This window comes from Pararhizobium sp. (genome assembly GCF_035497515.1).
Lineage (GTDB): Bacteria > Pseudomonadota > Alphaproteobacteria > Rhizobiales > Rhizobiaceae > Pararhizobium.
In genome coordinates this window covers 1-24,405 of record NZ_DATJDJ010000166.1, presented here as the reverse complement: position 1 = coordinate 24,405, position 24,405 = coordinate 1, and the positions used below count along the sequence as shown (strand labels likewise).

Genomic DNA, 24,405 nt, shown 5'->3' with positions numbered 1-24,405 from the left:
CGACCTTTCAATTGCGGCGAATTGCCTTCACCAGGCTCGGCCAAACCGCTCATTAAACTTTAAGGTCTAGAACGGGACAGCTCATTTGGACCCCGCCCCGTGATCGATTTTGCCAAGACAACCTACAAGCGCCACAGCGGCGTCATTCACGCTTATATCTCGATGACGGGTGGGTCTGCGGGACGGCTGGTGCTGTCGCTTGTCTATTTCATCTGCATCGCCAACGGCCTTTCCATTGCCGAATTCGGCCTCTTCGCCACAGCGTCGGCCGCCGGCATCATGATCTCGCGCGTGCTCGCCTTCGGCTTCATGTCGCCGCTCTACCGGGTCGCGACCGTCAAGCCGCTGCTGGTCGGCACTTACAGCGCCGGCTTTATCGTCGGAGCACTTGTCTCGCTGCCGCTTCTCGCCGCGCTGTGCCTGGCGATCTACTACGCTGTTTTCGTGCGCGACATCGCACTTCATGTCTTCCTTGCCTTCATGGTCGCCGAGATCATCTGCTGGCGCGGGCTGGAAGTCGTCGTCATCGTGCTTAACGGTCTCGGCCGCTTCGGTCGCGCTGCACTTCTTGTTGTCATCGGCACCGGTGTCCGCACCGCCGCGGCGCTCGCCTTTTCGCTGTTGCACTGGTCATCGCTCGGGACATGGTCGCTGTTTTATCTCGGGGCCAACGCGCTGGCCCTGCTGATCGCCGTTATCTGGTTCTTCCCAAAGGTGCGGTTGCGCTGGCGTCCGAAACTGTATTTTCGTCGGTGGGCGGATTCCGTCTCGGTCGCGGGCGCCGAGGTTCTGTTCTATATCCAGTCGGAATTCGACAAGATCGCCGTGCTGGCCATCGGCGGGCCGGAAGTTTCGGGGATCTACGCAATCATCATGCGGCTTGCCGACCTGACGGCACTGCCGGTGCGCTCGTTCAACACGCTGCTGGTCCAGAAGATCATGCGCACGCCCGGCACGATCAACTCCTGGCGGACCCGGCTGACGATCGAGGGGCTGGTCGCGGCGGTTTCGTTCCTGGCGATCGCCGCCATGGCTGTCTATCTCTGGATCTTTCCGCGTGGTCTCGGCAACAACGTCTCGGAAGCGGCACCCTTCCTGATGGCGGTGCTGCTGGTGCCCTCGTTTCGCAATCTGGTCGAGTATCATTCCGAACTGCTCTACGCGACGGGCCTTACCGTACGTCGCATGTTCAATCTCGTGATTGCTGGTATCGTCAAGGTCGCGCTGCTGACCGTCCTCTTCAAGGCAAGCACGGATGTCGCCTATTGGGCACCGCTGCTCAACGGTGTCTACCTGGCGCTCTATGCAGCATCCTTCGCTCTCACCTACAGCGCTCTGCGCCGCGAATCCGGACGAGCGATCTGAAAAGAGTCAGGCGGCGCGTTCGAGAACGATGTTGCGGATGTCCGTCAGGTCGTGCCCGACGAAGGACTGCACGCCGATGCCGATCTGATGCGCCGCCATATCGTTCATGAAATGACGAAGTCCGTTGATATCGCGCGTATAGCTGTCCTCGAACCAGAGCACATGGCAGAGACCATCGGGCGAGGCCACATGCCCCTCCCCTTTCAAAACCTCGTCAACGAACCGGCCGTAGATCAGGCATTCCGAAAACTGGCGCGTGCGGATGATGGCGCGGACCCAGTTGCGGCCGTGCAGCGCTTCGATATGGTCGAGCAGCGCACGCGCCGTATCCGTGCGCCAGGCGATCAGCGTGTTGATGTAATCATTGGCCGGCAGGCTGAAGGGACCGATGCCAAGCAGCCGGTCCGAATGGGCGAGCCACTCCAGATGGTTGGAGCGCATGCGCTGGCCGATGGCGCCCTCCCTGCGATAGAGCGTCAGCCGATTGCCCTGCCAGAGATTGGCGGGATCGAAATCGCGCAGGAAGACGACATCGGAATCGACGGCGAACATCACGGGCTCATCGATATGCCGCGCGAGCGCGAGCCGCCGCAACTGCTGTGCCTGCCAGCCGCGCAGCGGCAGGCTATAGGGGCTGATCCACAATTTGCGGCGCCCGGCCGTCGTTGGATCCGGCACGGCGCGCAGCCACCAGGGCAGGAGATCGCTTTCACTGATGACTTTCCGGTCTGGACCTTCCAATTGCCGAAACAACGTGACGTCCACGGGCGCTACCAGCAGGTAGTGGACCCAATCGCCCTTCAGCCGCAGGTCCATGCTCTCGCACAGCAGGCGGCAACGCTCGAAATCATTGGCGTAGGACGCTGTCACGACAGCAGTGCGCATACTGGTATCCGTCAGAAGAATCTGGAGCCGGACCGGCGAATGCCGACCTCCGAAGCATTGGATTTCCGCAGCAGTTTATGACGCAGGATGTAAAACAGGAAGCGCGGATTTCCGAGCAGATAGCGGCGCCAGAGGCGGCCCGGCTCATGGATCAGCCGATGCAGCCATTCCAGGCGCAGACGCCTGACGGTGAGCGATGCGCGCGGCACTTCTCCCGCCATGAAATCGAACAAGGCACCGACACTGATCACCAGCCGTGCATGGCCGGGGCCAACATGACGGTCGATCCACTTTTCCTGTTTCGGGCTACCCATGGCGATCAGCAGGATATCCGGCTTGAGTTCGCGAACCTTGGCCATGATCGCCTCGGACTGGGATTCGTCGAAAAATCCATCGGCAACGGGGATGAATTCATGCCAGGGCGAATGCTTGCGGAAACCCTCGACCGCACGTTCCAGCACATCCGCGCGGGCACCGATCATCGCCACGCGGCGCGGCGTCGTCATGTAGGTCATCAGTCCCGGTACGAAATCGGTGCCGTTCAGGTTGGCCGGGAATACCTTGCCGTGGAACAGCCAGGACGCGATATCGACGCCATGACCATCCGGAAGGACGATTTGACGACTGAGAACAGCGCGATATTCCGCATCCCGCATCATCAGGTTGGCATTGTTGGCATTGAGGAACGAAATCACCGTCTGGCCGATCGGCAGCGATGCGATCTCATCGGCAAAGGCGAATGCATCCGCCCAGCCGAAATCGCAGACGGGCAGATCGAGGATCGCGCGTTGCGACGCGACGATCGATGTCTCTGGAAACACATTCATCGGGACTTGCCTCCCTCATGCACGGCAAAGCCGAATGGCGCACCGGCTGTCTTTTTTGCCGTCCGGGCCGGCTCGTGATTTTCCCCGTTGGAGGCAAAGCCCTTGGCAATGACGGGTTTTCCGAGACCGGAGAGCCCCTGCGCAAGCGTTTCGAGCAGCCTTGCCTTTTGAGCCTGATGGAAAACCCGGCCGGACAGGCGCTTGCGATCGCCGCCGCGAACCTCGGCCACCCGCTCGGTGAGCAGGCGCGCGAACTCGGCGGGGTCGTCGGTGACGGAGCAATTTGCCGGCGGCGCGCCGATGCCGCGCAACGAGGCACGCGTGGCAACGCTCGGCATGCCGAGTTCGAAGGTCTCAATCGTCTTCAACTGGACACCCGTGCCGCCACGGCTGATCAGCGGAACGACGGCACCAGCCTCGACAAAGGCACGCGCATCCGGCACGCGGCCAAGGAAACGGACGCCGGGATGCGAAACGGAGGGTGTCGCCGGCAGCTGGCCGGCAATGGCGATGGTCATCTCGGCCGGCAATTGCGGCACGACCTTTGAGAGGAACCAGTCGAGGCCGATGCGATTGGGCTGCCAGCTCCAGGTACCGATCAGAGCCAGATCGTATTCGACGATCGTGCCCATCCGATCCTGCGGCTGCTCCCAGCGGGTGATCAGCGGCAGCACCGCCGCCCGATCGGAGACCGCATAGCCGAAACCGAAACGATCGGCTTCCGCGAAGGTCCAGATCGTCGAGGCCGCCTGCGTCAACTGCTTTTCGACCAGCTCGAGATGACGCGCCTCGCGCCGGAACAACATCCGTTCAAGCCAGCCGGAGGCGATCTCGGCGTTCTCGAGCGCCGAATCCGCCTCGACATTGTGGGCAATGTAGATCGTCGGATGCCTGTGGAAGACGGAGGCGAACGCCGCGGGCAATTGCACGGAATTGAGGATGATGCCATCGAACGGCTGCAATTCCTGCAGGGTTGCTTCCATACGATCGGAGCCGACCGTCAGCATCTTGGCCGACGAGACAGTCGTGCGGCTCAGCAGTGCCTTGGCCAGCCAGCGCAGCTTCGTTGATGCGCCAACCTTGGCATTGGCCACTTCCAGCTCGCCGAGGAGATGCGTCTTTCCACCCGGCGCCACGGTCTGGCCCGGCTGCAGATAGCCGATGACACTGACCTGGTGCCCCAGGGCGCAAAGACCGTCGAGGACGGCGCGGTTTGCAATGTCGAAACCCGATGAAGGGTTCTCCACCGGGACCAGCGAGGAAACGAAAACCAGATGCATGTCGCCACACGAGACTTGAGAATACCTGTGGCGACAGTATCAACGCGACGTAAAACGACCTTTAAATCATTCATTCAAAAGCGAAATTGGAAATTCAGCATCTGTTTAGGAAGATTTGGTTTAGTGCTCTTCAAATCCTCGTCTTCAACAGGTTGCCGCCATGACCCCGCCTCTCCAGGATGTGACCGTGTTTTATCAGGCGGCAGTCGATGCGGCGGATAACATCGACCTCGTCGTCACCCTACCAACCTTTCGCCGCCCCGAGCACCTGATCAAAACGCTGAAAACCGTGGTTTCCCAGGCCCCTGGCTGCCCTTTCGCCATCGTGGTGATGGAGAATGATGCCGACGGCCTGGAGGGTGCGGATGCCGCGAAAATGTTCTTCGCCGACCACCGCGTCAACGGTCTGGTGGTCATCGCCCACCAGCGCGGAAACTGCCATGCCTACAATGCCGGCTGGTCGATGGCGCTGTCCCATTATCCGAACCTTCGAGCGATCGCCGTGATCGACGACGACGAGATCGCGGCACCGGATTGGCTCGACAGTCTCGTTTCGATACAAAAGCAGACCGGCGCGGATATCGTCGGCGGGCCTCAACTCCCCGACTTCGAGGACAAGGCGCGCAACGATCGTAAACGGCACCCCGTGTTCATGCCTCATTATGACACGAGCGGCCCGGTGCCGATCCTCTATTCCTCCGGAAATGTGCTGATCACCCGGCCGGTGCTCGACGCAATGCCGCGTCCCTTCCTCGATCCGCTGTTCAATTTCATCGGTGGCGGCGACAGCGATTTCTATCGGCGCTGCCGGCAAAAGAATTTTACCTTCGGCTGGGCAATGGAAGCCTGGGTCGCCGAGACGATCCCGGCCCGGCGGACGGAGATGTCCTGGATCCGGGCACGCAGCCTGAGAAACGGCGCCATCTCGGCCATGCTGGAGCATCGCGCACGGCCAGGTTTCGCAGGCCGGTCAAAGACCATCGCCAAATCGCTGGCGCTTCTGGCTGCCTCGCCGTTTCGCGGCATCAAGCTGTGGCGCTCCGCCAATCTGCCGTCGGCGGGGCTCTATCATTTCTACGTCGCGGTGGGGCGGCTGATGATGGAATTCGGCTTCGTCAACGAGCAGTACCGCAATCCCGAAAAGAACTGATCCGACCTACTGCATAAGCCCCTAAATCAGAATCGATCCAAGGGGAAATTATGCAGTATATTTAAAGTGTTACAGCGACCTTTGCGCCCCATATTCGACGCGCGGCGCTATAGTCGGCTCAGTTCGCTGCGGAGGCTGCCTTCTCCGGCAGCACGTCATGGGCTGTCTCGCCATTCTTGTCGACGATCGGCACGGGCTTGCGCTGTTTTTCGTTCGCCGAATTGGCAATGCGGGCAACATCGGTCTTCGACAGATATTCGAGCTGCTCGACCAGCACTTCGAAGATGACCTCGTCGCGAAGCTGCTTGTTGAGACCTTCCTTCACCGCCGTCTTGAAATGGGCGAGATCGAAACTGCTGGAATCGCCGATATTGATCAGCCTCTGCCCGACAAGAATGTCGAACAGGGCGTTGGTCACCGATTCCTTCAGTGGAACTTCCAGGTTCTTGGCCTTGGCCCTGTCGACCGAGAAGGAAAGCTTGGTCAGGAAATATCCCTGCACGCCACCGTCGGCGATGACCGGCACGGTAATGAGTTCACCCGACACGTATTCCTGCAATGCCCGGCGCTCGGCATCCGCGTCCGACACGATCGGCGTGGAAGCATGCTGGATCGAGAAATATACGGATCCAAGCGAAACCGCGCAAATCCAGACGCCGGTGACAACGAGTTTGAGCATCAGAAGTGGCCGTACCGGAACTGCTGTTCGGAATAGATACCATCCGCGTCCGCGTCCTGAACCGCGGCCTTGAGGATGTCAACAACCGAGCGGCACGCTTCCATATGCGCATTCACCTTCTGGGAATTCGCCATGAGCTTCGTCTTGATATGCTTGGTCTGCGCAACGAATGCCGGCGAAATTTCGTCCGGCGATGCATCGCGATGCAGCATCGTCAGTTCATAAAGGCAGCGGCTCTTGCGGGCGTTCGACGACTTCAGATCGAAGGTCGGATCGACGCCGATCCGCATGCTCTCGTTGTCGAGGATCATTTCGAGGCGCCCCAGCACGTTCTGAATACGCACGTCACCCGATGCAACAACTTCCATCACTTCGCTCCCGTTGGCGCTGGCTGCACGCGGGTCGTGGCCCTTGGCGTGGCGCATGCGCGAAACTTCTGTATCAGTCTAACCCAGGCCGTAGCCGGGATATCCTATTGCTGTTCGGTCTTGTCTTCCGTTCCCGTGAACCTGGCGACCGCCTTGCGTTCGTATTCCTGAACCATGCTCATCGCGACATTGCTGTCGTTGCCGCCGAGCGAGGCGTTGACCCGGTCGGTGCCGTCGGATCCGGCGATCCGGTCCGTCACCATGCTCTCGGCGATGCCGATGCCATTGCCCTTGGCCATGGTATTGCCGATCTGCTCGGCCATCATGCTCTTCCAGATATCGCCGGCCGTGCCCTTGCCATAGACTTCCTCGCTCTCGCTCGGGAGCATCGATTTCACGAAATTCTGCAGCACCATGGCCTCGAACTTGCGGTAGGTCTCGGGGATTTTCTTAGCTTCGGCGCGGTTGTTGATGTCGCCGAGGCTGTTCGTCGGGCTGTTCTGGAGAACCGCTACCGTATTGGCAAAACCGTTGCCGTTTTCGGCAAGGCTCGTTGCCTGGAAAGCGGCGCGATTGGCCTTCAGCCGCGCCTGCGCTTCCTGAACCTCGGCCGGATCGGCGGCGCGGACGACATCGAGCACCAGGTCGCTTGGAGGAGAGATTGCCATGCGGTGTCCTCTTGATCACGGATATCACCCGACGGTTCTTCAGCGCCGGCGTTAATCCGTAATTTCAGCAGTTTGAACGAACGGGCCAGACGCAGTCGCGGCCGATCCTCAGGCCGTACTATGAGTGGTCAACCTTACCGGAAGCTGGTGACCTGCTCATCACGTGCTGATCCACCAGATCGTAGATCGCCTCGTCGGCAGTGGCGCGGTCTTCGAGAGCCCGCGCGTCCTTCATGTTTTCTTCCAGCCGGTCACCCTTGACGCGCTCCTTGAGGACGCGGGTTTCGTGTACCTGCTGGATGCCGAGCAGCATCTGGTCCTTCTGGGCGAGGCGACCGAGCTGTGACGAATAGTGCCCGGAAAACATCGCATGCAGCGGGCTTGCCGACCCCATGGCATCGACCACGACGTCGATAGTCTCCGCAAGCTCACGGCGCTGCCTGGCGGTTTCGGCCAGTTCACTTTCCGCCATCTGTTCGAGATGACGCTGGACGGCGACGAGACGTTTGAGCTTTTCGGAGCGGGTTTTCATGCGGGGTCAACTCCCTTGCATCAGCGGGGCAAAACCGTCGGCGAACAGTTTCAGCATGGCGGCGATGCCGAGATACAGGAGAAACATGCCGCCCATGATCAGGTAGGGAAGCGAGATGAAGTAGAGCGGGATCTGCGGCGCCAGCTTGTTGACCATGCCGATCGCGATGTTGAACAAGAGGCCGTAGATCAGGAAGGGGCTGGCCAGCCGCAGCATGATGTAGAAGGTGGTTTCGAGGGCATTGGTGAGCGTGATCAGGACGCCCTGCTGGTCAAACCCGCTGCCTAGCGGCATGACCGTGTAGGAATCGACAATGCTCGCCAGGATGACATGGTGGAAATCCAGCATGAACAACAGCATCAGGCCGGCAAAGCTGATCAGGTTGGTCAGCTGGTTTTCCGGCGTGTCTTCCAGAACGTCATTGGCCGGCGGTGCGTTGAAACCCATCATCATGGTGACGACCGTTCCTGCGAATTGCAGGCCCAACACATAATAGCGGGCGATCAGCCCGATGACGCTGCCGATCACGGTTTCGGTGGCAACGATGTAGATATAGGTATGCCCCTTGCCGGAAATCTGCGGATAAATGTCGTTCCACATGATCGGCAGGATCGCCATGGATACGGCCACGGCGACGAAGAGGCGTATCTGCACCGAAATGCGCGCCGTGGAAAATCCCGGCATGACCATCAGGCAGGCACCGATCCGGCAAAATGCGGCGAAAAGCGCCAGCACCGTGCCTTCAGGATCGGAAATCATGAAATCGAGCCAATGATCTTGATTTCGAGACCCTTGGCGAGTTCGACATGGGACAGGACCGGCAATGTGGCAAACAGGCGCTCGATGATCATGCGGACATAAGACCGGGATTCGGGCGAACTTACCAGCACGAACGGCATGCCGCGATCGAGATGTTCACGGATAACCTTGGTCGCCTGTTCGCTGAACTCTTCCAGATGGCGCGGGTCGATATCGAACTCGACGATTTCACCCTTGGCATCGCGTTTCAGCGCCTGGTGGAACACCATGTCCCACTTGTTGCCGAGGCGAAGCACCCGCAGCGTGCCATTGTCGGCAAGGTCGCCGCACAGCTGCTGAGACATGCGGACGCGCACATGCTCGACGATCTGCTCGGTCTTGCGGACATGCGGCGCCAGTTCCGCGACGGCTTCGAGGATGAGGTGCAGGTTGCGGATCGACACTCGCTCGGCAAGCAGCAGTTTCAGCACCGCCTGCAGGCCGGAATAGGACATGTGCGAAGTACAGATTTCGTCCGCCAGCTTGCGGTATTCCGGATCGAGGCGCTCGATCAGGATCTTCACGTCCTTGTAGGACAGAAGCTGCGGCAAGTTGTTGCGGATGACTTCCGACAGATGGGTCAGGACGACCGAAACGTTGTCGATCGGGTGAAAACCCTCGCGCTTCAGGTCTTCGGTGAATGCCTCCAAGATCGAGACAGCCGGCATGCCGAATGCGGGTTCGCGGATATCGTCGCCCGGCAGGCTCGGCTTGCGGCCGCCGCCGGTGACGACGATGACTTCGCCGACGCGCACCGTGTTGGAGGCGATCGTCGTGCCGTGGATACGGACATGATAGGCCTTGTCCGGGATGGCGATATCGTCGGACACCTTGATCTCCGGAACGATGAGACCGTACTGGCCGGCAAACTTGCGGCGCATCTTGCCGACCCGGAATGCAAGCTCCTGATGAGCGCCGAGAAGACGCGTGGACACCTGCTTGCCGAGCAGCAGCTCGATTTCCGCCGTCTTGAGGACTGACTTGACCGAGTCCTTCTCGCTGTCGGTCTTCTGCTGCGCGGTCTGCTGTTCCTGTTCGTGCTTGATCCTGTTGGCGGCTTCGAGCTTGCGGGGAATGACCCAGCTGATGAACGCCATGCCGCCGCCAAGCGTGGCGAATGGCAGGAAGGGAAGGCCCGGCATGAAGGAGAGCATGATGATCAGGCCGGATGCGACCATGAGCGCGCGCGGATAACCGGCCAGCTGGTTGACGACGGCCTGGTCGGTCGAGCCCGACGTGCCGCCGCGCGACACGAGCAGGCCGGCGGCCAGCGAAACGATCAGCGCCGGAATCTGCGAGACCAGACCATCGCCGACCGAGAGCTTGACGAAGACATCGGCCGCTTCGCCGATCGACATGTCATGGCGGACGTAACCGATGATGATGCCGCCGAAAACGTTGATGGCCGTGATCAGCAGGCCGGCGATGGCATCGCCGCGAACGAATTTCGAGGCACCGTCCATCGAGCCGAAGAAGGAACTTTCCTCTTCCAGCTCGCGCCGGCGGCGCTGCGCTTCCTTCTCGTCGATCAGGCCGGCCGACAGGTCGGCGTCGATCGACATCTGCTTGCCGGGAATGGCGTCGAGGGTGAAGCGGGCGCCGACTTCCGCGATACGCGTCGCGCCCTTGGTGATGACGATGAAGTTCACCGTGATCAGGATGAGGAAAACGATCAGACCGATGACGAAGTCGCCGCCCATGACCAGTTCGGCGAACCCGGCAATAACGCCGCCGGCCGCATCATGTCCCTCATGACCGTGCGATAGGATGACGCGCGTCGTCGCGATATTCAGCGACAGGCGGGTCATCGTCGAGATCAGCAGGATGACTGGAAAGGACGAGAAATCCAGCGGCTTCTGGATCCACAGCGAAACCATCAGGATGAGAACGGAGAAAGCGATGGAGAAGGCCAGCCCGATGTCGATCAGAAACGGCGGTATCGGCAGGAAGAGGATCGACAGGATCGCGACGATGCCGAGCGCGAAGCCGATATCCCGGCCTTGTGGCGCCAGTTTCGGGATGACGAGTGCAGGTGGTTGTGCCATCGGAAATTCCGTCTCTTCATGAGAGGCGGACAGCATTCATACCTGCTGCCCATACTGGCGGCAGATTTAACGCCCCAAGCTTGCGCGAGGGTGGCATCCAGGTCGGAAAGAGACGAAGGGCATTTCCGGGAGCGACGATGCCGCAAAACGGACACCGGATCGTCAAAAGCCGCTTTGAATGCGGGAAAAGACGATATTCGTGAAGATCGAAATCTGCGATCCGACGAAGGAGGCCGAAAGTGCGACCGTCACCAGGACGGCGAGGATTTTCGGCACGAAGGTCAGGGTCATTTCCTGAACCTGGGTCAGCGCCTGGATGAAGGCGATGACGACACCGACCACCATGGCGGCGAGAACAGCAGGCCCGGAGGCGACGACCACGGTCCAGATCGCCGCCTGCACGATATCGAGGGCATCTGCCTCATTCATGGACGTTCACTTTATGGTAACGCCGGGCCCGATAACCATTTCTTCCTTGTTATCGAGAACGGCAATGATTCCGTCCGAATATAGCTTCACTTCCTTGACGACGCCAGTCGTCTTGCCGTCGGCGCTGGTCACCGTCTTGCCGATCACCGCATTGGCTTCGCTGAGCGAGGTGCGCTGCAACAGGCTTTCCAGGTTGGTGTTCGTCTTGATCGTCTGCTCGACCTGCGAGAAGGTGGCAAGCTGCGCGATCTGTTGGGTCGAATCCATCGGCTCCGTCGGATCCTGGTTCTTCATCTGCGCCACGAGCAGCTTCAGGAAGCTGTCATAGTTCAGGCTGGCCGAGGCAGACGCGTTCGACGCGTCGGAACCCGTCCCCGTCGTGTTTGACGCTGTCTTGTTCGCCGAAACGCCGCTTACCGCCATGGTGCGATCTCCTTGCGGATCTGCTCGATCGTCGCAGGCGTGATCTCCTGGCTGTTGAGAATCCGGTCCTCGGCAGCATATAGGCCGCGAATGGCCTTCAGTGCGTCAAACGCACGGCCCTGCGTCACCATGCCGTCGATCCGCTTCAATTCCGAAACGATATCTTCGTTCTTGAAGCAGTTGAGCAGCATGATTACCGACTTGCGGAACATGATCGTCGACTGCTCGGCGCCTTCCGGGTTGATCAGGATCATCTGGGCGATGAAGTAAAGCTGCTTGAGCGGAGTATTCGCATCCTCCGGCTGCAGGACGTGGTTTTCGAGCAGGAACGTCACGTCGTTCAGGAATTCGACCGCGACCTTGCGATCGACACGCAACACCGCCCCGTTGACAAAAATCCGTTCGCCCGACTTCAGCGAAATACGCAGTGTGCTTTTCATTTGAGTCCATCCCTGATGATGGTTGTGATATCGATGATGCCCTGGAAATTCGAGGACTCGCGCTTGCGGATCTTCTCCGTCTCGCCGAGTATCCAGATGGCTATGGAGATGAGATTGGCGCGCAACTCATCGTTCAGCTGGTTGTCCGAGGCCCGAAGGTCCTCGATGAACCGGATCCAGACGCGCCTGGTATAGTAGATCGCCTCGATCGCTTCCCTCGAGTAGCCCTTCTGCGTTCTTGCGGCTGCAAGCAGCGCAATCGAGCGGTCGAGTACTTGCCGCTCGCGATCCTTGGAGTCAGCGACGCCGTCCTCCATAATCTCGGCGTATGAAAACTGATACATTCAGACATCCTTCATGTTTGTCCTGGTCCTCACCGCATCAGAGGAAATTTATCAAACTCAGTTGCTGAAGCCGCGACGTCAGCGTGTAAGAGGTCTCGATCTGGGTCAGCAGCGTGTTCATGCGCGTCGACGCCTCGTAAGGGTCCACGCCCTCGATGTCGTTGACATGCGTCTGGATCAGCTTGATCTGGGATTCCAGCGATGTGTTCGCCTTCTTGACCCGGGATTCGGAGATACCGAGCGTACTGCTCGTCTCGATCAAGCCGGTCACGCTCTGCTGCACGTAGTTCTGCGCATGGGAATTGATCGTCGACCGCACCGCGGACGACACGTTGGCACCAAGCAATTCGGTCGTCAGGACCGCTGCCAGCGCAAACTTGCGAACGCCTTCGGTGTTGGTGTTCGTCGTGCTCGGGATCACCTCGCTGGCGCTGATACGGCTCATCACGTTCTGATCGGAGGCTTCCGACCAGTCAGTATCCCACTGCGTGCCTGTATAGAGCGGCTCCAGCGTGGTCTCGATGAAATCGTCCATCTGCGCCGGAGTAAAATCGCTCATGGAAGCGATGCCGTTCGTCGTCATGAAGTCCGACAGCGCCGTATCGAAGGTGGCCTTGGCGGCCGAGCCGGCACCGTATTCCGCCAGCGGCTTCACGTCGGTGTTGATGCCCGACATCAGGAATTCGCCGTTGAACTGTACGTTGGCCGCGGCCACGAACGAATCGAGCGCGGCATTGATATCCGTCCGGGCGATGTTCAGGCGCGATGCGTCGTCGTTGCCGAGCGACGCGATCAGCGTCGTGTTGATCTGCTCGGCCGCCTTGCGCATGGTCTCCAGCGACATCTGCGACGCCGACAGGCGCTGCGTGACGACCGCATTGGTTTCCTTGAGATTTCCCAGGCGCGACAGCTCGTTTTTCAGGTTCACCGCACGCGACGAGCTGGCGCCGAGTTCGGCGCCGCTATCGGCGTATTTGCCGGTTGTGACTTCCTGCTGCAGCTTGATGACTTCCAGCTGTCCCTGCTGGATCGTGATCCGCATGGCATTTTGAACTGCCAGGTTGGAAACGAAGGACGTCTTCATGATTACCTCACCGTATCCAGGAGTGTTGTCAGCATCTCATCAATCGTGCTGAGCAGCTTCGCCGATGCCTTGTAGGACTGCTCGAGATCGAGCATCAGCGAAAGTTCTTCGTCGAGACTGACACCAGTCTCGTTGCTGAGTGCCTGCTGGGTCTGCGCCAGCATGGCGGTCTTATTTTCGTTCCCCGTGGTCGCGGCCTTGCGCAATTGCTCAAGCCAGCCGATCGACGACGATGCATAGGTCATGATCGTGCTTGTGCCGCCGAGATCAGCCGCCGTATCGAAGGACATGGTCGTATCCATGGCCACGATGTAGCTATCGAGCAAAGCGGTGTAACCGGCATTCCCATCCGTATTGGATACGACGCCGTTGAAGCCCCCATCGCGCAGGATGGTTGGATCGGCATCGGCCATCGGATTGACCTGGATGCTGGCTGCCATGCCTGGCTCGAGCGTCGCTGCCGCGGGAACCGTGCCGCCGGACCAGGTGAAAAGGCCGGGAGCCCCGCCTTCCTGGAACATGGTGACCAGACCGCGCGCGATTTCATCGAGCTGCGACTGCATCTTCGGCGCCAGATCGTCGCGCAGTTGCAGCATGCTCGAAAGCGAGCCTTCGCCGGTCGTGTTGCCGCCGGTTCCGCCCTTGAGCGCTATGCCATCGACATAGACCTTGTTGCCGGTGACCGTCGCATTATAAGCCTGTGTCGGCGCAAAGGTGATCTTGCGCGGGATCGTTTCGAACAGCACGGTACCGTCGGACGAATAGATGACGGTATCCATGTTGCTGCGCGTGGAGGTCGATAGGCCGATGATTTCCGACATCGCCTTCAAGAGCTTGTCGCGCTGGTCCAGCGCATCGCTGGCATCCTTGCCCGTTGCAATCTTGCCGACGATCTCATTGTTGACCGTTCCGAATTGCGTCAGGTAATCGTTGAGCTGGCCGACCTGTTCAAGGATTTCCTTGTCGGCGGATGCGCGAACGTCCTGGATCGCGACCGAACTGGTAGACAGCGAGTATGCGAGATCCTTTGCATCGGCGATGGTCGATGCTGCGATCGTGACATTGCCCGGAGCCGCTGCATAGGTCTGCATGCTGGCCCGGAAGGTCGCGAGATAGTTGGACGGCGAAGAAGGATATTCGTTGCCGCCGAAGACCGACTGCATCAACTGCAGCCCGTCGAGGAGACGGGACTGCGAGGATGCGATCGAGATATTGGAGATGTTCTGCTTGAACAATGCATCGTTCTGGGCCCGCTCGATCTTGATATAGTGCGAGCCCTGGGAATCGACGCCCATCATGGCGAGACGGCGCACGTAGTCTGCGTTGCCGGAATTGGCGATATTCTTCGATACGATGGCAGTCTGTTGCCCCGTATTGCTGAATATCGTCTGGGCCGTTGATATTGCGGCAGCGAGCGACATGCGCAGTCCGTCCCTTAATGATTACTGATCAACGCTTCAGGTTCACGAGAACGTCCAGCAGATCGGCGCCTGTCTGGAACACTTTCGAGTTTGCCGTGTAGCTACGTTGGGATTCGATCATCGCCGTCAGTTCTTCCGCGATGTCGACGTTGGAACTTTCCAACGCACCGGAAATGATGTTGCCGAAGTCGCCTGAGCCGGCAAAGCCGGTGATGATGACGCCTGAATCGGTACCCTGCGAGTAAACGTTGCCCGACTGCGGCACGAGATTGTCAGGGCTCTGAACGTTAGCAAGAGCGATGCGGTAGCGCGGCTCGAGCGTGTTGTTCTCGTACTTGACGTAAACGATGCCGTCGTCGTCAATTTGGAAGCCTGCAACCTTACTGGGCGCGCTGCCGTCGACGCCGTTCTTGTCGTCAGCCGGTTCGAACTTGTAGCCCTTCTGAAGGGTATTCCCGAGATCGATCGAGAGGGCACCGAGATCGGCGCCCGTGACGGCAAGGCCGGTTATCGCGGCGGTCGAGATCGTCGTCGGCGTCGTTGTCAGGTCACCGGCGGAATCGAATTCCAGCGTCTTGGTACCAAGCGATGTTCCGGTGTCGCGATCGACGATTTCAACCGACCATTCGTTCACATCCGTCTTTTCGTAGTTGAAGTCGAGAATGCGGGTATTGCCCTGGCTGTCATAGACGATCAGCGACGTGGTCGATATGCCGCCGATAGCAGCATCGGACGGAAGGTTGACGCCCATCGTACCCACTGTCGAGCCCTTGGCGACCAAGCCGTCGGAAGCGAGGTTAACCTTGGTCAGGCCATCGAAGCCGTTGACCACGACTGTCGGGTCAGCGCCAGCGGCATAATCGTAGCCGAGCAGGCTGTAGCCGGCCGAGTTGACGAGATTGCCATCGCCATCCTCGGTGAAGGCACCGGCGCGGGTCAGATATTCCTGGCCGTTGCCGCCTTGGACGACGAAGAAGCCACCGCCGTCGAGCGCCAGATCGGAGCCTGAGGTTGTGTAGACCTTGGCGCCTTCGGTGCCGATGCTGTAGCGGACCTTGGTTTCGACGCCACCGGAATTGTAGGAGCCGTTGGTCGTCGGCAGGATCATCGAGGAGAACTCCGTCGAGGCCCGCTTGTAACCCGTGGTGTTGGCATTGGCGATGTTTTCAGCCACAGCGCCCAGACGGTTTGCCTGCGCATTCATGCCAGAACCACCGGTTCTCATCATTCCGTAAAGACTCATGTCCGATCCTCGTTTTAGTCGTTATCGCAAGACTAGGAGGTGGGCCTTGCGTGAACCTGTCTTGAGGTGGGTGCCGCCACATCCGAACCACCGGTTCGCAAACGATTATTCCCAGTCGATGCAATAACCGAGGAACCGCTTGGAATCGATCGGGTCGAAGCCGAGCTTCTTGCGCAGTTTCTTGCGCAGCTTGCTGATATGGCTTTCGACGACGTTCTCTTCGACGTCCTCGTCGAAGATGCCGTAGATCGCGTTGAAAATCTGGGACTTGGAAACGCGGCGTCCGCGATTGGAGACCAGATATTCGAGAATGCGGCGCTCGCGGCGCGGCAGTGCGAAGACATCGCCCTGAACTTCAGGGTCGCGGCCGTCGGAAAAGACCCGGATCGGACCGATGTCGGTGAAGTTCACCAGGGCCTTCAGGCGACGGCGGATAGCCGCAGCTCGGGCCAGGATTTCCCGGGGATGAACCGGCTTGCGCACGACGTCGTCGACGCCGCAGTCGAAGAACGCCAGTGTCTGTTCCAGGGACGGTGAATCGCTGATCGCGATCACCGGTGCGGTCGTCCGGTCCCGGATCGCCCGGGGGAGGGCCATCGCCCGTTCGCCCTGGCCGATCAGGAAGGCTTCGACAGCATCGATATCGCTGTCGGCAGCCGTGGAGACCCAGTCGCCAAATTCTTTCGGATCAAACCCCTGGGAGGGCACGCCCTCACGTCCAAACAGAGAAGTATACCCGTCTTTCACGAGCTCACGTTCATCAACCACTACGATCATTCGTCCGCCTCCGAATCAGTATGGTGCTTCAATGACCAAGAGGTACGAATCGGGGGATTCTCGAACAACTATGGAAAGTTAGTGGGTGAAATTAATAGTAGATTAAGATTTCTGTGCCGATTTGGGCTAGATGTAGTGGGTGCATCAAAATGGAGCACTAATTTTTTTGTGGAAACGTTAACGCGTCCTTAAGAAGTGGCTTGTGCTCAAAATTTCTCCACATTTCGCCAGACTCCTCCAAGCGAGTCAAGCCGCACCCAAAATTCCCTTTAAAGTTGCGCTACTGGCAAAACGCAGACGCGTTGGTCGTCCACTTTCCATAGCCTGTCGCAACCAGATTCGCGATCACCCGGCAGACATATTTCTTCTGCGCGGGGTCGTTATTCGGTCCCGCATGATAGCGGGCGACTGCCATGGTCCAGGTTTCATGCCTGGCGTGAAGATTGGAGAGAAAGCGCGCCGCATATTCGACGTTCTTTTTCGGGTCCAGCATCTCGCTCGGCGAGGAAAAATTCTCCCCGTGGAAATGATAATTGATCTGCATGCAGCCCAGATCGATCAGCTTGGCGCCCTGCGCCCGTGCCTCGGCGAAACGCTGCAGAACGTCCTGGACGCTGTTTTCGAAATAGGCCTTTCCCTCGATATTCATGGCGAAGGGCTGGAGCGCCCCCTTGCGCCCCGTCTCGGTCAGGCCGACCGAATAGAGGATGCCCGGCGGAACCTGATACTTGGCCGCGGCCGCCGTGATCTCGCCCTCGCAGGCGCCGACGCTCGCATGGGCATTACATATAGACGTCACCAGTCCGGTTAGCGTCAGTCCCAGAAGACGGGTCGCTCGTGCCTTCATTCCCGGTCCACCTTCCGCCGCTTTGCTGCTGGCTGCCATTGTCGTTGCGCTGGCCCTTGCCCTGTGAAGTGCCATCCGCCGACGCCTCACGGCCCTGCTGGCCGGTCTGAGACTGCGCCTGCTGTTGTGTCGTGCCGTCGGACGAATCCGGTGCGTTGAAAACGATGCTCACCTGGTCGACGGCGAAGCCCTGGGCCCGCAGCGCCTTCACCATGGCATTCTGGTCGTCGCTGAACTGCCGGAAGGCATCACCCGTCTCGACCTTCAGTTCGACATGCAGTTCGTCTTCCTTGAGCCGCAACGTGGCCGTGACGGTGCCAAGATCGATCGGATGCATCTGGATCTTCAGGGTGTTGAGAACCTTGCCCGTGGAGTCCTGCGCCAGAGGCCCGGCAGCCTCTGTCGATTGCAGCGCCTTTGCCCATTCCGGATTGCTGACGATCTGGCTGGTCACGGCGGATGCATTGCTGGCGGGCGCGAGACCGAGATAACGCCGGGCCTCGACGACGGTGACGGTTTCGGCCTTGGCGCTGACCCCGGTCACGTCGTTCTTGACCATGGCCTTGTCACCGTCCGAGGCAACGTTCATCGAAACCGCCTGCCCCTTGCCGTCGGCGCGGGCGAAACGAAAGATCTGGTCGGTGTCCGCCGAGGCGGCCGTGTCGGTATCAGTGGTCGCTGCGGGCTTGTCGGCGGCCTCGGTTTTCGCCGTTGTCGCATCCTGCGGCAGCGTCGTGGCCTTGCCGGCGCGAACCGCCAGCGCATGGAATTCCGACATGGTTGGCGTCGCCTCCCCGTGCGGCGCCGAGATTGCCGGTGCCGGCGACGTTTGCGGGCTCAGCAGCGTCAGCAGGTGGCTGACATCCGTGGCGGCCGGTGCGTCGTGATCAGCAGCCTTGGACGCGGCGGTGTGGACCGGCTTTTCGCTTCCTGCGTCGTTCGCCTCCGTCGTCTTCACCGCAGGGTCCCTGATCAGATCGGCGACCTTCTCGCCAACCGCGGGATTCCCGGTCTTTCCGGCCTCGGCGTTCGCGCCGATGTGCTGCAGGCTGATGGACGGCACGTCACGCGCCTTGACGTCAGGCTTCGACAGCACCGGTGCCGGCTGCAGATCCGTATCGTCGGCAACCGACAGGCCCGACTTCACATCCGATTTCAGATCGAACACCGGCAGAGGGTCCGTGGTCATGCGCGTATCGGCGCCCCCGACATCGCTGGATACGGTCGATCTGTTCGCGACAGTTGTCCTGTCATCCACGCCGATGGGGGCCGGACTGACCTTGTCGTCATCGGAAATGACGGTCGTCGTCCTTGCGTCGCCTTTTGAATTTGCCTTTGCATTTTCCTTCGCCGCCAGTTTGATTTCCGCATTGGCGATAGGTTCGTCGTGAACCTGAGACTTGCTGTTGATCGTTTCATGCTGCGACGTCGCCGTCCTGGCGGCTCCGGCCGTCAGCTTTTGTGCAATTGCAATATTGGCGCGCGGGGTGGCTTCCGCGTCGGCCTTGCCATCGATGGCGATCGACGGTTGCTTCTTCTTGCCCGCATCGGCAAAGGCGTTCTCGAAAGCCGAATGCTGTTTGGCCGCATCCGTTTCATGGTGCTTGCCGGCCAATTTCGATCCGGACTTGGCGGAGCGTAAATTCGCCGCGAGCAGGTTGTCGTCAACCGTCGTCATTTGTCTTCGTCCCCCTTCAGGAGAGAATCGATCTCGGCGAGTTTCGAGCGACCATGGGTCAGAAACGCATCGAGAACCGGATCAGGCGCGCTGTTTTCCGACGATGCCACTTGCTGTTCCCCGTCCGATGGCACGGCATCTGCGGCCGCATCGGATGCCGGGGCTGCAAACGGGCTATCGCCGCTGCCCGTCTCTGCTCCGTTTTCCTCTGTTGTCTTTTCCGGAACGACTTTAGAAACAGTCGCTTGCGTCAGGCTTTCTGGATCCGGAGCGCGCAACACTTCCTCGGCGACCACGGTCGCCGCCTGTCGCAGCGCCTGATCTCGCGGCGAGAGTTCGGCTTCGGGAATGGCACTGATATCCTTGACGGCTTCGAGTATCCCCTTCGACGGGATACCGACGAGACCGGAATAGAGGCTGGCCAGGGCGTTCGGACCGGCATCCGTGCCATCAGAAAGCGCTTCGGCGCGCGAGGAAGCAAGCGTCGCCAGTTCCTGCATGCCGCCGATCGCGGCGCGCCGGGCAATGCGGAGGTAAACCTCGCGCTGGCGCGGCTTGTCCATGAAGCCGAGGATTTCCTGGATCTTCGCTTCCGTCTCCGCACCGTAGTTGGTCACTGCGAGTTCGACGAAGACATCGGCAAACTGGCTGGCATAGGGAGACGTCAGGAAGCGACGGGCATAGGACAGGGAATAAGCGAAGCCCTTATCCGGACGGTTGCCGCGTGTCGCCAGCGCAATCGAACGCCGCAGGGCGGCTTCCTCGATATTGGTGCCAGGCGAGGTCAGCCGCGCCCAGTCATAATATTTCAGTGAGTCAGCGGGATTCTGCATCGCGATGGCGTTGCCGAGGACGAGGTAGAGATAGGGACCAATCCGCGAATTGCGGTATTCCGGTATCGCCTTCTCGAGATTGGTGACCATCAGGCCACCCTTGCCGGCGAGGTAATGATTGAGCGCATCAATGATGCGACTGTCGAAATTGCCTTCGAGGTCGTGGTTGGCGAGATAGGAAAGCGTCGCCGGGTTACCACCGCTCATCGCATAGATGAAGGCTGCATCGACATTTCGCGGGTCGTCGAACACCGACGGATCGGCGTCGCGCAGGCTCTTGTCGATCGCTGCCAGCATGAAGCGCTGCATCTCGGCGGCCGAGTGGTCGCCGAGCACGATGGAATCCTGAATATGCTGCAAGGAACGCAGCATCTTGTAGGGCGGCAGATCGTCAAGCTCGCCTGCATGCGCCACGAGGCCCGAAAGGGCCCCGATCGCGCTGGCGCAGAGAAGAAGTGTACGGATCGCCTTCAACATCACGCTCAGCCCTGATTCGTCTGCAACAGGATTTCGATGCGCCGGTTCGCCGGCGCAAGCGGGTCGGTGGTGACCTGCAGGCGCTTGTCGGCAAAGCCGCTGATCTGGCTGACGCGACCTTCGGCAAGGCCACCGCGAAGGAGCATGTAATAGGCGCTCTGCGCGCGATCGGACGAAAGCCGCCAGTTGTCATAGCCACCCTTCTTGAAAGGGCGTCCGTCGGTATGGCCACGGATGGCGACGCTTCCCTTGCGGGCGGCGAGCAACTCGCCGATCTTTTCCATGGCGACGACCATGTCCCTCTGCGGTACGGCCGACCCGACGCCGAACATCGGCGCATCGCCCTGCTCACTGATCGTGACCAGAAGTCCGCCTTCGGTCGGGGTCACCAGCAGTCCTTCGGACAGCTTGCCGGCGGCGCCACCGATTTCCTTGCGGATCTCCGCCTTCAACGCCTCGGCCGCCTTCTCGTCCGGTTTTTGTGACGCGGCCTTCTCTGCCTCCGCCTTCAATTCCTCCGGCGACTTTTCCTTGCCAGCGGCATCCTTCGCGTCGTCGGTCGGGCCATTGCCCGCCTTCGCCTGCAGGCTTTCGCCGCCTTTTTCTGCATTCTGAAGCTCGACCTGCTTCGTCCAGAAGTCCGGATCGAAAGGATCACGATAGGCTTCGCCGCCCTCGGCGCCGGTGGCCGGGCCCGACATCGACGCGCCACCCTCGCCCTTGGCGCTGATATTCGCCTGATGGCCGGTTTCGTTGACGATCTCGGACAGGACCGAATAGGGATTTTCGAAGAAGTCGGCGTCGGAATACCGCGTTTCCTCGCCCGAGGTCGCCGTCATGTCGGTGCCGCTCTTGGCCGAACCGCCGGTCTTGGTCTCGGTACCGTCAACCTTCGACTTCATCTGGTCCTCTTCACCCTTGGCGTCCCTGGCCGGCGCCTTGACGCCCTTTTCGGACGGCTTGGCATCGCTCAGCTGGACGGGGTTGAAGTAGGAGGCAAGGGCTGCCTTGGTCTGCGGGTTGGCCGCATTGATCAACCACATGACCAGGAAGAACGCCATCATGGCCGTCATGAAGTCGGCATAGGCGATCTTCCAGGCGCCACCGTGATGAGAGTCGTGATGACCGCCATGGCGTTTGATGATGATGATCTCGTTCTTGCCGTGATGATGGCCTTCATTCTCATTCATGCCAGCACCTTACCTACGGTATCGGCCCATGCGGCCATTCTCGTCACTAGGATCGATTCGCCGAACTCGACCGACAGGTCGATATCGGTGGATTCCTGGTGGCGGAAAATCAGGGTTTCGTCCTTGAGATGACGCTTCAGCGCTTCGAACAGCGACAGCGGCCCCTTCACGTGGATCTTGCAGCCTTCGCCGGCATTGATCAAATGGTTGATCATGTGCGCGAGGTCGGCGATCGATTTCTGCTGCAGCGTCTGATCCATGACCGGCGCCAGCACGCGTGCGGTCTGGTCGGACAGCATGGTTACCATCTGCGACCCGATCTCGGAAAAGCGATCGTGGATCATCGCGGCGATCTCGGTGTCACAGCGCATGCGCATGGCTTCGAGTTCTGCCGCATGACGCCCGGTCAGTGTCGCGATGTCCCTGGCATGCAAGGCGGCCTGCTCGCTCTCGGCTTCGCTGCGACCCTGCGCGAACGCCTCGCGGCGCTCCGCTTCAAGATCGACCTGCGGCTGAGGCGGCTGTTGCGGGATATGAGGTTGCTGTTTCATCGCGAAGACGCGTTCGGTCGAAACATCGTCATCCAGATCCGGAAAATAGCGCGGCGGGACGATGGAGAAATCGACCTTCGGAGTGCTGAAATCCTTCAGATAGCGTGAGATGGATGCGCTCATGGGCGCGCTCCCGTGAACGGGGTCAAAGTCACGGTCCGTCCAGGCCCCCTCTCGGTTGCCGACAGCATTTGGCCCGGAGACCTGAAAACATAAGACTGTGACACTTCCGGAATGTCTCCTTCAGGACCTTGCAAGCGGCTGTTGCCGACAGGCCTGGCCCGAACATTTTCTATCCGTATCAGCTCAATGCCCGGCTGACCGGAGGCATGGGGCCGCATACAACGGCAGCGCAACATTCATATTGGCTGGCAACCGGGACGAGGATGGCTGCGGTTGGAGACTATCCGGCCAAACTTGCGCGAAAATGTAGGGTGTTGGACCGCGCTTGGGCAATGAGCGCGGTCCAACCGTTTCCACCGAACCGATGACCGGCGACGCGGCGGAAGGGCGTGCCCGTCGCCTGAAACGAGGCGACGGTGCGCAGAGATGGCAAGAACCGGATTGATGCCCACGGGTCCGCCAGGATCATGCTTACTGCTGGAACAGGCGCAGGATGTTTTCGGAGTTGGTGTTGGCGATCGAGAGCGCCTGGATGCCGAGTTGCTGCTGCGTCTGCAGAGCCTTGAGGCGGGTCGATTCTTCGTTCATGTCGGCATCGACGAGGCGGCCGACACCCTTGTCGATCACGTCCATCAGGTTGGCGACAAAGTTCTCCTGCATGTCGATGCGGCTGGTGATGGCGCCAAGGGTCGAGGCGGCGTCCGTCAGCGAGCTGAAGATCGCATCGACGGCACTGATCATGCCTTCGATATCGTCGTCGGCTGTGTTGGTGTCCAGTTCGACCGCGACGGAACCGGTGGGAGCCGTCCCCCCGGATGCGATGATCAGGTGATAGGTGCCGTTGGCTGTACCGGTACCGACATTGGCGCCCTGCTCGACCGTGATAGCCTTGGTCAGTTGGCCGAGCGATGCATCCTGGGTGTCGATCAGGACCGACGCTGCGGTGTCGAAGTCGAGGGTCGAAACCGAAACGCTGCCGTCGGTGGAGCGGTTGAACGATGCAACGATCGACTTGATGCCGGGCGGTGTGATCGACGAATTGTAGAGCCAGTTCTCGCCTGAGAACGATGCCGATTCGGCTGCCGAGGCGAGCTGGTTCTTGAGTTCGGTGATTTCCTTGTTGATCTTGGTCTTGTCGACGCCCGGTTCGCGTGCGGCGACCAGCTTGGCCTTGATTTCGGAGACGACGTCGATCGCCGAGCTCATGCCGGCATAGGACGTGTCGACCTTCGCCGCGCCCAGCCCGAGCGCGTCCTGAACAGTCGAGAGCGCTGCATTGTCCGAGCGCATGGTCGTCGCGATCGACCAGTAGGCAGCGTTGTCGGCTGCGGTCTCGACGCGATAACCCGAAGAGATACGGCTCTGGACCGTTTCCATGTTCGTATTGATAGAACGCAATGTCTGGAGAGCCGCCATCGCGGCGGAATTGGTCAAAATGCTGGTCATGGTCATTGCCCCAGTTCGAAAATTAAACGGAACATTCCGGATCGAGAACCGGTAGCGACGGGACCAGCGTCATGCAAACTGTCCAATGTTTAGCCCAGGGACAGCCTATCGCTCTTAACGGACACTTAACAATCTCATGGTTAACAAACCATTAAGGGCATTAGCAAGTCGGTAATGAGAATGAAGAAAAATAAATTTCGATTGCCAAAAGATTAAGATCGCTCCCCCTGGAAACAACGCAAAAGCCGCGCTCCTTGCGGGGCGCGGCCTTTTGAATATGGCGGGCGGCGATATGCACCGCCCGCTGTCTCTTTCCTGCATGCGGATCCGATTAACGGAAGAGCGACAGGATGTTTTCCGAGTTGGAGTTGGCGATCGAGAGCGCCTGGATGCCGAGCTGCTGCTGCGTCTGCAGGGCCTTGAGGCGGGTCGACTCTTCGTTCATGTCGGCGTCGACGAGGCGGCCGACGCCCTTGTCGATCACGTCCATCAGGTCGGCCAT

26 protein-coding genes are annotated in these 24,405 nt (G+C 59.9%); 2 read left to right on the top strand and 24 right to left on the bottom strand.

Going from position 1 to position 24,405, the window contains the following annotated elements; translation table 11 throughout:
• Positions 1 to 99: 99 nt before the first annotated feature.
• Positions 100 to 1,365, top strand: coding sequence for a lipopolysaccharide biosynthesis protein (locus VL202_RS16955; protein WP_325465262.1), 1,266 nt, complete (start codon positions 100 to 102; stop codon positions 1,363 to 1,365).
• Positions 1,366 to 1,371: 6 nt separating this feature from the next.
• Here VL202_RS16955 and VL202_RS16950 read toward each other — a convergent pair whose 3' ends face one another.
• From VL202_RS16950 to VL202_RS16940, 3 genes are read right to left on the bottom strand one after another with little or no spacing between them, the layout of a single operon-like run.
• Positions 1,372 to 2,250 carry a DUF6492 family protein gene (locus VL202_RS16950; RefSeq protein ID WP_325465261.1) on the bottom strand — a complete coding sequence of 293 codons (879 nt, stop codon included), beginning with the start codon at positions 2,248 to 2,250 and terminating at the stop codon, positions 1,372 to 1,374.
• A gap of 11 nt (positions 2,251 to 2,261) precedes the next feature.
• Positions 2,262 to 3,077 (bottom strand): WecB/TagA/CpsF family glycosyltransferase, encoded by an 816-nt coding sequence (locus tag VL202_RS16945; protein WP_325465260.1) that lies wholly within the window; start codon positions 3,075 to 3,077, stop codon positions 2,262 to 2,264.
• Complete coding sequence (locus VL202_RS16940) at positions 3,074 to 4,357, bottom strand: glycosyltransferase family 4 protein (protein ID WP_325465259.1); 1,284 nt, start codon at positions 4,355 to 4,357, stop codon at positions 3,074 to 3,076. The genes VL202_RS16945 and VL202_RS16940 overlap by 4 nt, the downstream gene beginning before the upstream one ends.
• Before the next feature lie 160 nt (positions 4,358 to 4,517).
• On the opposite strand from VL202_RS16940, the gene VL202_RS16935 reads away from it, so the two are divergent.
• Positions 4,518 to 5,507, top strand: coding sequence for a glycosyltransferase family 2 protein (locus VL202_RS16935; protein ID WP_325465258.1), 990 nt, complete (start codon positions 4,518 to 4,520; stop codon positions 5,505 to 5,507).
• 118 nt (positions 5,508 to 5,625) lie between these two features.
• Here VL202_RS16935 and VL202_RS16930 read toward each other — a convergent pair whose 3' ends face one another.
• The 21 genes from VL202_RS16930 to VL202_RS16830 form a co-directional block, all read right to left on the bottom strand.
• Positions 5,626 to 6,186: a hypothetical protein gene (locus VL202_RS16930; protein WP_325465257.1), complete on the bottom strand. Its 561-nt coding sequence runs from the start codon at positions 6,184 to 6,186 to the stop codon at positions 5,626 to 5,628.
• A complete protein-coding gene (locus VL202_RS16925; RefSeq protein ID WP_325465277.1) occupies positions 6,186 to 6,554 on the bottom strand; it encodes a hypothetical protein in 369 nt (122 codons plus the stop codon). Before VL202_RS16925 ends, VL202_RS16930 begins: the two co-directional genes overlap by 1 nt.
• Before the next feature lie 104 nt (positions 6,555 to 6,658).
• A complete protein-coding gene (locus VL202_RS16920; RefSeq protein ID WP_325465256.1) occupies positions 6,659 to 7,222 on the bottom strand; it encodes a rod-binding protein in 564 nt (187 codons plus the stop codon).
• A gap of 118 nt (positions 7,223 to 7,340) precedes the next feature.
• Complete coding sequence (locus VL202_RS16915; protein WP_325465255.1) at positions 7,341 to 7,754, bottom strand: hypothetical protein; 414 nt, start codon at positions 7,752 to 7,754, stop codon at positions 7,341 to 7,343.
• Positions 7,755 to 7,760: 6 nt separating this feature from the next.
• A complete protein-coding gene (fliR, locus tag VL202_RS16910) occupies positions 7,761 to 8,513 on the bottom strand; it encodes a flagellar biosynthetic protein FliR (RefSeq protein ID WP_325465254.1) in 753 nt (250 codons plus the stop codon).
• Positions 8,510 to 10,597: a flagellar biosynthesis protein FlhA gene (flhA, locus tag VL202_RS16905; RefSeq protein ID WP_325465253.1), complete on the bottom strand. Its 2,088-nt coding sequence runs from the start codon at positions 10,595 to 10,597 to the stop codon at positions 8,510 to 8,512. The genes fliR and flhA overlap by 4 nt, the downstream gene beginning before the upstream one ends.
• Before the next feature lie 162 nt (positions 10,598 to 10,759).
• Entirely contained in the window at positions 10,760 to 11,026 is a 267-nt protein-coding gene (gene fliQ, locus VL202_RS16900; RefSeq protein WP_325465252.1) for a flagellar biosynthesis protein FliQ, read from the bottom strand.
• Between the two features lie 6 nt (positions 11,027 to 11,032).
• The gene (gene flgD, locus VL202_RS16895; RefSeq protein WP_325465251.1) at positions 11,033 to 11,449 is read right to left on the bottom strand and encodes a flagellar hook assembly protein FlgD; all 417 of its coding nucleotides are present in this window, start codon (positions 11,447 to 11,449) and stop codon (positions 11,033 to 11,035) included.
• On the bottom strand, positions 11,440 to 11,889 hold the full coding sequence (gene flbT / locus VL202_RS16890) for a flagellar biosynthesis repressor FlbT (protein ID WP_325465250.1): 450 nt from the start codon (positions 11,887 to 11,889) through the stop codon (positions 11,440 to 11,442). Before flbT ends, flgD begins: the two co-directional genes overlap by 10 nt.
• Positions 11,886 to 12,233 (bottom strand): flagellar biosynthesis regulator FlaF, encoded by a 348-nt coding sequence (gene flaF / locus VL202_RS16885; protein ID WP_325465249.1) that lies wholly within the window; start codon positions 12,231 to 12,233, stop codon positions 11,886 to 11,888. Before flaF ends, flbT begins: the two co-directional genes overlap by 4 nt.
• A 37-nt stretch (positions 12,234 to 12,270) precedes the next feature.
• The gene (locus VL202_RS16880) at positions 12,271 to 13,317 is read right to left on the bottom strand and encodes a flagellar hook-associated family protein (protein ID WP_325465248.1); all 1,047 of its coding nucleotides are present in this window, start codon (positions 13,315 to 13,317) and stop codon (positions 12,271 to 12,273) included.
• 2 nt (positions 13,318 to 13,319) lie between these two features.
• Positions 13,320 to 14,738: a flagellar hook-associated protein FlgK gene (gene flgK, locus VL202_RS16875; RefSeq protein ID WP_325465247.1), complete on the bottom strand. Its 1,419-nt coding sequence runs from the start codon at positions 14,736 to 14,738 to the stop codon at positions 13,320 to 13,322.
• 28 nt (positions 14,739 to 14,766) lie between these two features.
• Entirely contained in the window at positions 14,767 to 15,981 is a 1,215-nt protein-coding gene (locus VL202_RS16870) for a flagellar hook protein FlgE (protein WP_325465246.1), read from the bottom strand.
• A gap of 105 nt (positions 15,982 to 16,086) precedes the next feature.
• Positions 16,087 to 16,758 carry a transcriptional activator Rem gene (gene rem, locus VL202_RS16865; protein WP_325465245.1) on the bottom strand — a complete coding sequence of 224 codons (672 nt, stop codon included), beginning with the start codon at positions 16,756 to 16,758 and terminating at the stop codon, positions 16,087 to 16,089.
• A 280-nt stretch (positions 16,759 to 17,038) separates the two neighbouring features.
• Positions 17,039 to 17,605: a transglycosylase SLT domain-containing protein gene (locus VL202_RS16860; protein ID WP_325465244.1), complete on the bottom strand. Its 567-nt coding sequence runs from the start codon at positions 17,603 to 17,605 to the stop codon at positions 17,039 to 17,041.
• Positions 17,541 to 19,283: a flagellar hook-length control protein FliK gene (locus VL202_RS16855; protein ID WP_325465243.1), complete on the bottom strand. Its 1,743-nt coding sequence runs from the start codon at positions 19,281 to 19,283 to the stop codon at positions 17,541 to 17,543. The genes VL202_RS16860 and VL202_RS16855 overlap by 65 nt, the downstream gene beginning before the upstream one ends.
• The gene (gene motC / locus VL202_RS16850; RefSeq protein ID WP_325465242.1) at positions 19,280 to 20,593 is read right to left on the bottom strand and encodes a chemotaxis protein MotC; all 1,314 of its coding nucleotides are present in this window, start codon (positions 20,591 to 20,593) and stop codon (positions 19,280 to 19,282) included. The genes VL202_RS16855 and motC overlap by 4 nt, the downstream gene beginning before the upstream one ends.
• 5 nt (positions 20,594 to 20,598) lie before the next feature.
• Positions 20,599 to 21,783: a flagellar motor protein MotB gene (locus VL202_RS16845; RefSeq protein ID WP_325465241.1), complete on the bottom strand. Its 1,185-nt coding sequence runs from the start codon at positions 21,781 to 21,783 to the stop codon at positions 20,599 to 20,601.
• Positions 21,780 to 22,457: a hypothetical protein gene (locus VL202_RS16840; protein WP_325465240.1), complete on the bottom strand. Its 678-nt coding sequence runs from the start codon at positions 22,455 to 22,457 to the stop codon at positions 21,780 to 21,782. The genes VL202_RS16845 and VL202_RS16840 overlap by 4 nt, the downstream gene beginning before the upstream one ends.
• Before the next feature lie 471 nt (positions 22,458 to 22,928).
• Positions 22,929 to 23,903: a flagellin gene (locus VL202_RS16835; protein ID WP_325465239.1), complete on the bottom strand. Its 975-nt coding sequence runs from the start codon at positions 23,901 to 23,903 to the stop codon at positions 22,929 to 22,931.
• Between the two features lie 331 nt (positions 23,904 to 24,234).
• On the bottom strand, positions 24,235 to 24,405 hold a 171-nt coding region (locus VL202_RS16830), incomplete at its 5' end, for a flagellin (RefSeq protein ID WP_325465276.1).

What these genes read in the sequence shown, in the direction of transcription:
- flhA (WP_325465253.1), bottom strand. Translation starts at nt 10,597, where the DNA reads ATGGCACAACCACCTGCACTCGTCATCCCGAAACTGGCGCCACAAGGC.
- motC (WP_325465242.1), bottom strand. Translation starts at nt 20,593, where the DNA reads ATGTTGAAGGCGATCCGTACACTTCTTCTCTGCGCCAGCGCGATCGGG.
- flaF (WP_325465249.1), bottom strand. Translation starts at nt 12,233, where the DNA reads ATGTATCAGTTTTCATACGCCGAGATTATGGAGGACGGCGTCGCTGAC.
- VL202_RS16870 (WP_325465246.1), bottom strand. Translation starts at nt 15,981, where the DNA reads ATGAGTCTTTACGGAATGATGAGAACCGGTGGTTCTGGCATGAATGCG.
- VL202_RS16845 (WP_325465241.1), bottom strand. Translation starts at nt 21,783, where the DNA reads ATGAATGAGAATGAAGGCCATCATCACGGCAAGAACGAGATCATCATC.
- VL202_RS16860 (WP_325465244.1), bottom strand. Translation starts at nt 17,605, where the DNA reads ATGAAGGCACGAGCGACCCGTCTTCTGGGACTGACGCTAACCGGACTG.
- VL202_RS16950 (WP_325465261.1), bottom strand. Translation starts at nt 2,250, where the DNA reads ATGCGCACTGCTGTCGTGACAGCGTCCTACGCCAATGATTTCGAGCGT.
- VL202_RS16855 (WP_325465243.1), bottom strand. Translation starts at nt 19,283, where the DNA reads ATGACGACGGTTGACGACAACCTGCTCGCGGCGAATTTACGCTCCGCC.
- VL202_RS16940 (WP_325465259.1), bottom strand. Translation starts at nt 4,357, where the DNA reads ATGCATCTGGTTTTCGTTTCCTCGCTGGTCCCGGTGGAGAACCCTTCA.
- VL202_RS16840 (WP_325465240.1), bottom strand. Translation starts at nt 22,457, where the DNA reads ATGAGCGCATCCATCTCACGCTATCTGAAGGATTTCAGCACTCCGAAG.
- VL202_RS16920 (WP_325465256.1), bottom strand. Translation starts at nt 7,222, where the DNA reads ATGGCAATCTCTCCTCCAAGCGACCTGGTGCTCGATGTCGTCCGCGCC.
- flgD (WP_325465251.1), bottom strand. Translation starts at nt 11,449, where the DNA reads ATGGCGGTAAGCGGCGTTTCGGCGAACAAGACAGCGTCAAACACGACG.
- VL202_RS16935 (WP_325465258.1), top strand. Translation starts at nt 4,518, where the DNA reads ATGACCCCGCCTCTCCAGGATGTGACCGTGTTTTATCAGGCGGCAGTC.
- fliR (WP_325465254.1), bottom strand. Translation starts at nt 8,513, where the DNA reads ATGATTTCCGATCCTGAAGGCACGGTGCTGGCGCTTTTCGCCGCATTT.
- fliQ (WP_325465252.1), bottom strand. Translation starts at nt 11,026, where the DNA reads ATGAATGAGGCAGATGCCCTCGATATCGTGCAGGCGGCGATCTGGACC.
- VL202_RS16880 (WP_325465248.1), bottom strand. Translation starts at nt 13,317, where the DNA reads ATGAAGACGTCCTTCGTTTCCAACCTGGCAGTTCAAAATGCCATGCGG.
- VL202_RS16945 (WP_325465260.1), bottom strand. Translation starts at nt 3,077, where the DNA reads ATGAATGTGTTTCCAGAGACATCGATCGTCGCGTCGCAACGCGCGATC.
- VL202_RS16915 (WP_325465255.1), bottom strand. Translation starts at nt 7,754, where the DNA reads ATGAAAACCCGCTCCGAAAAGCTCAAACGTCTCGTCGCCGTCCAGCGT.
- VL202_RS16835 (WP_325465239.1), bottom strand. Translation starts at nt 23,903, where the DNA reads ATGACCAGCATTTTGACCAATTCCGCCGCGATGGCGGCTCTCCAGACA.
- VL202_RS16930 (WP_325465257.1), bottom strand. Translation starts at nt 6,186, where the DNA reads ATGCTCAAACTCGTTGTCACCGGCGTCTGGATTTGCGCGGTTTCGCTT.
- rem (WP_325465245.1), bottom strand. Translation starts at nt 16,758, where the DNA reads ATGATCGTAGTGGTTGATGAACGTGAGCTCGTGAAAGACGGGTATACT.
- flgK (WP_325465247.1), bottom strand. Translation starts at nt 14,738, where the DNA reads ATGTCGCTCGCTGCCGCAATATCAACGGCCCAGACGATATTCAGCAAT.
- VL202_RS16925 (WP_325465277.1), bottom strand. Translation starts at nt 6,554, where the DNA reads ATGGAAGTTGTTGCATCGGGTGACGTGCGTATTCAGAACGTGCTGGGG.
- flbT (WP_325465250.1), bottom strand. Translation starts at nt 11,889, where the DNA reads ATGAAAAGCACACTGCGTATTTCGCTGAAGTCGGGCGAACGGATTTTT.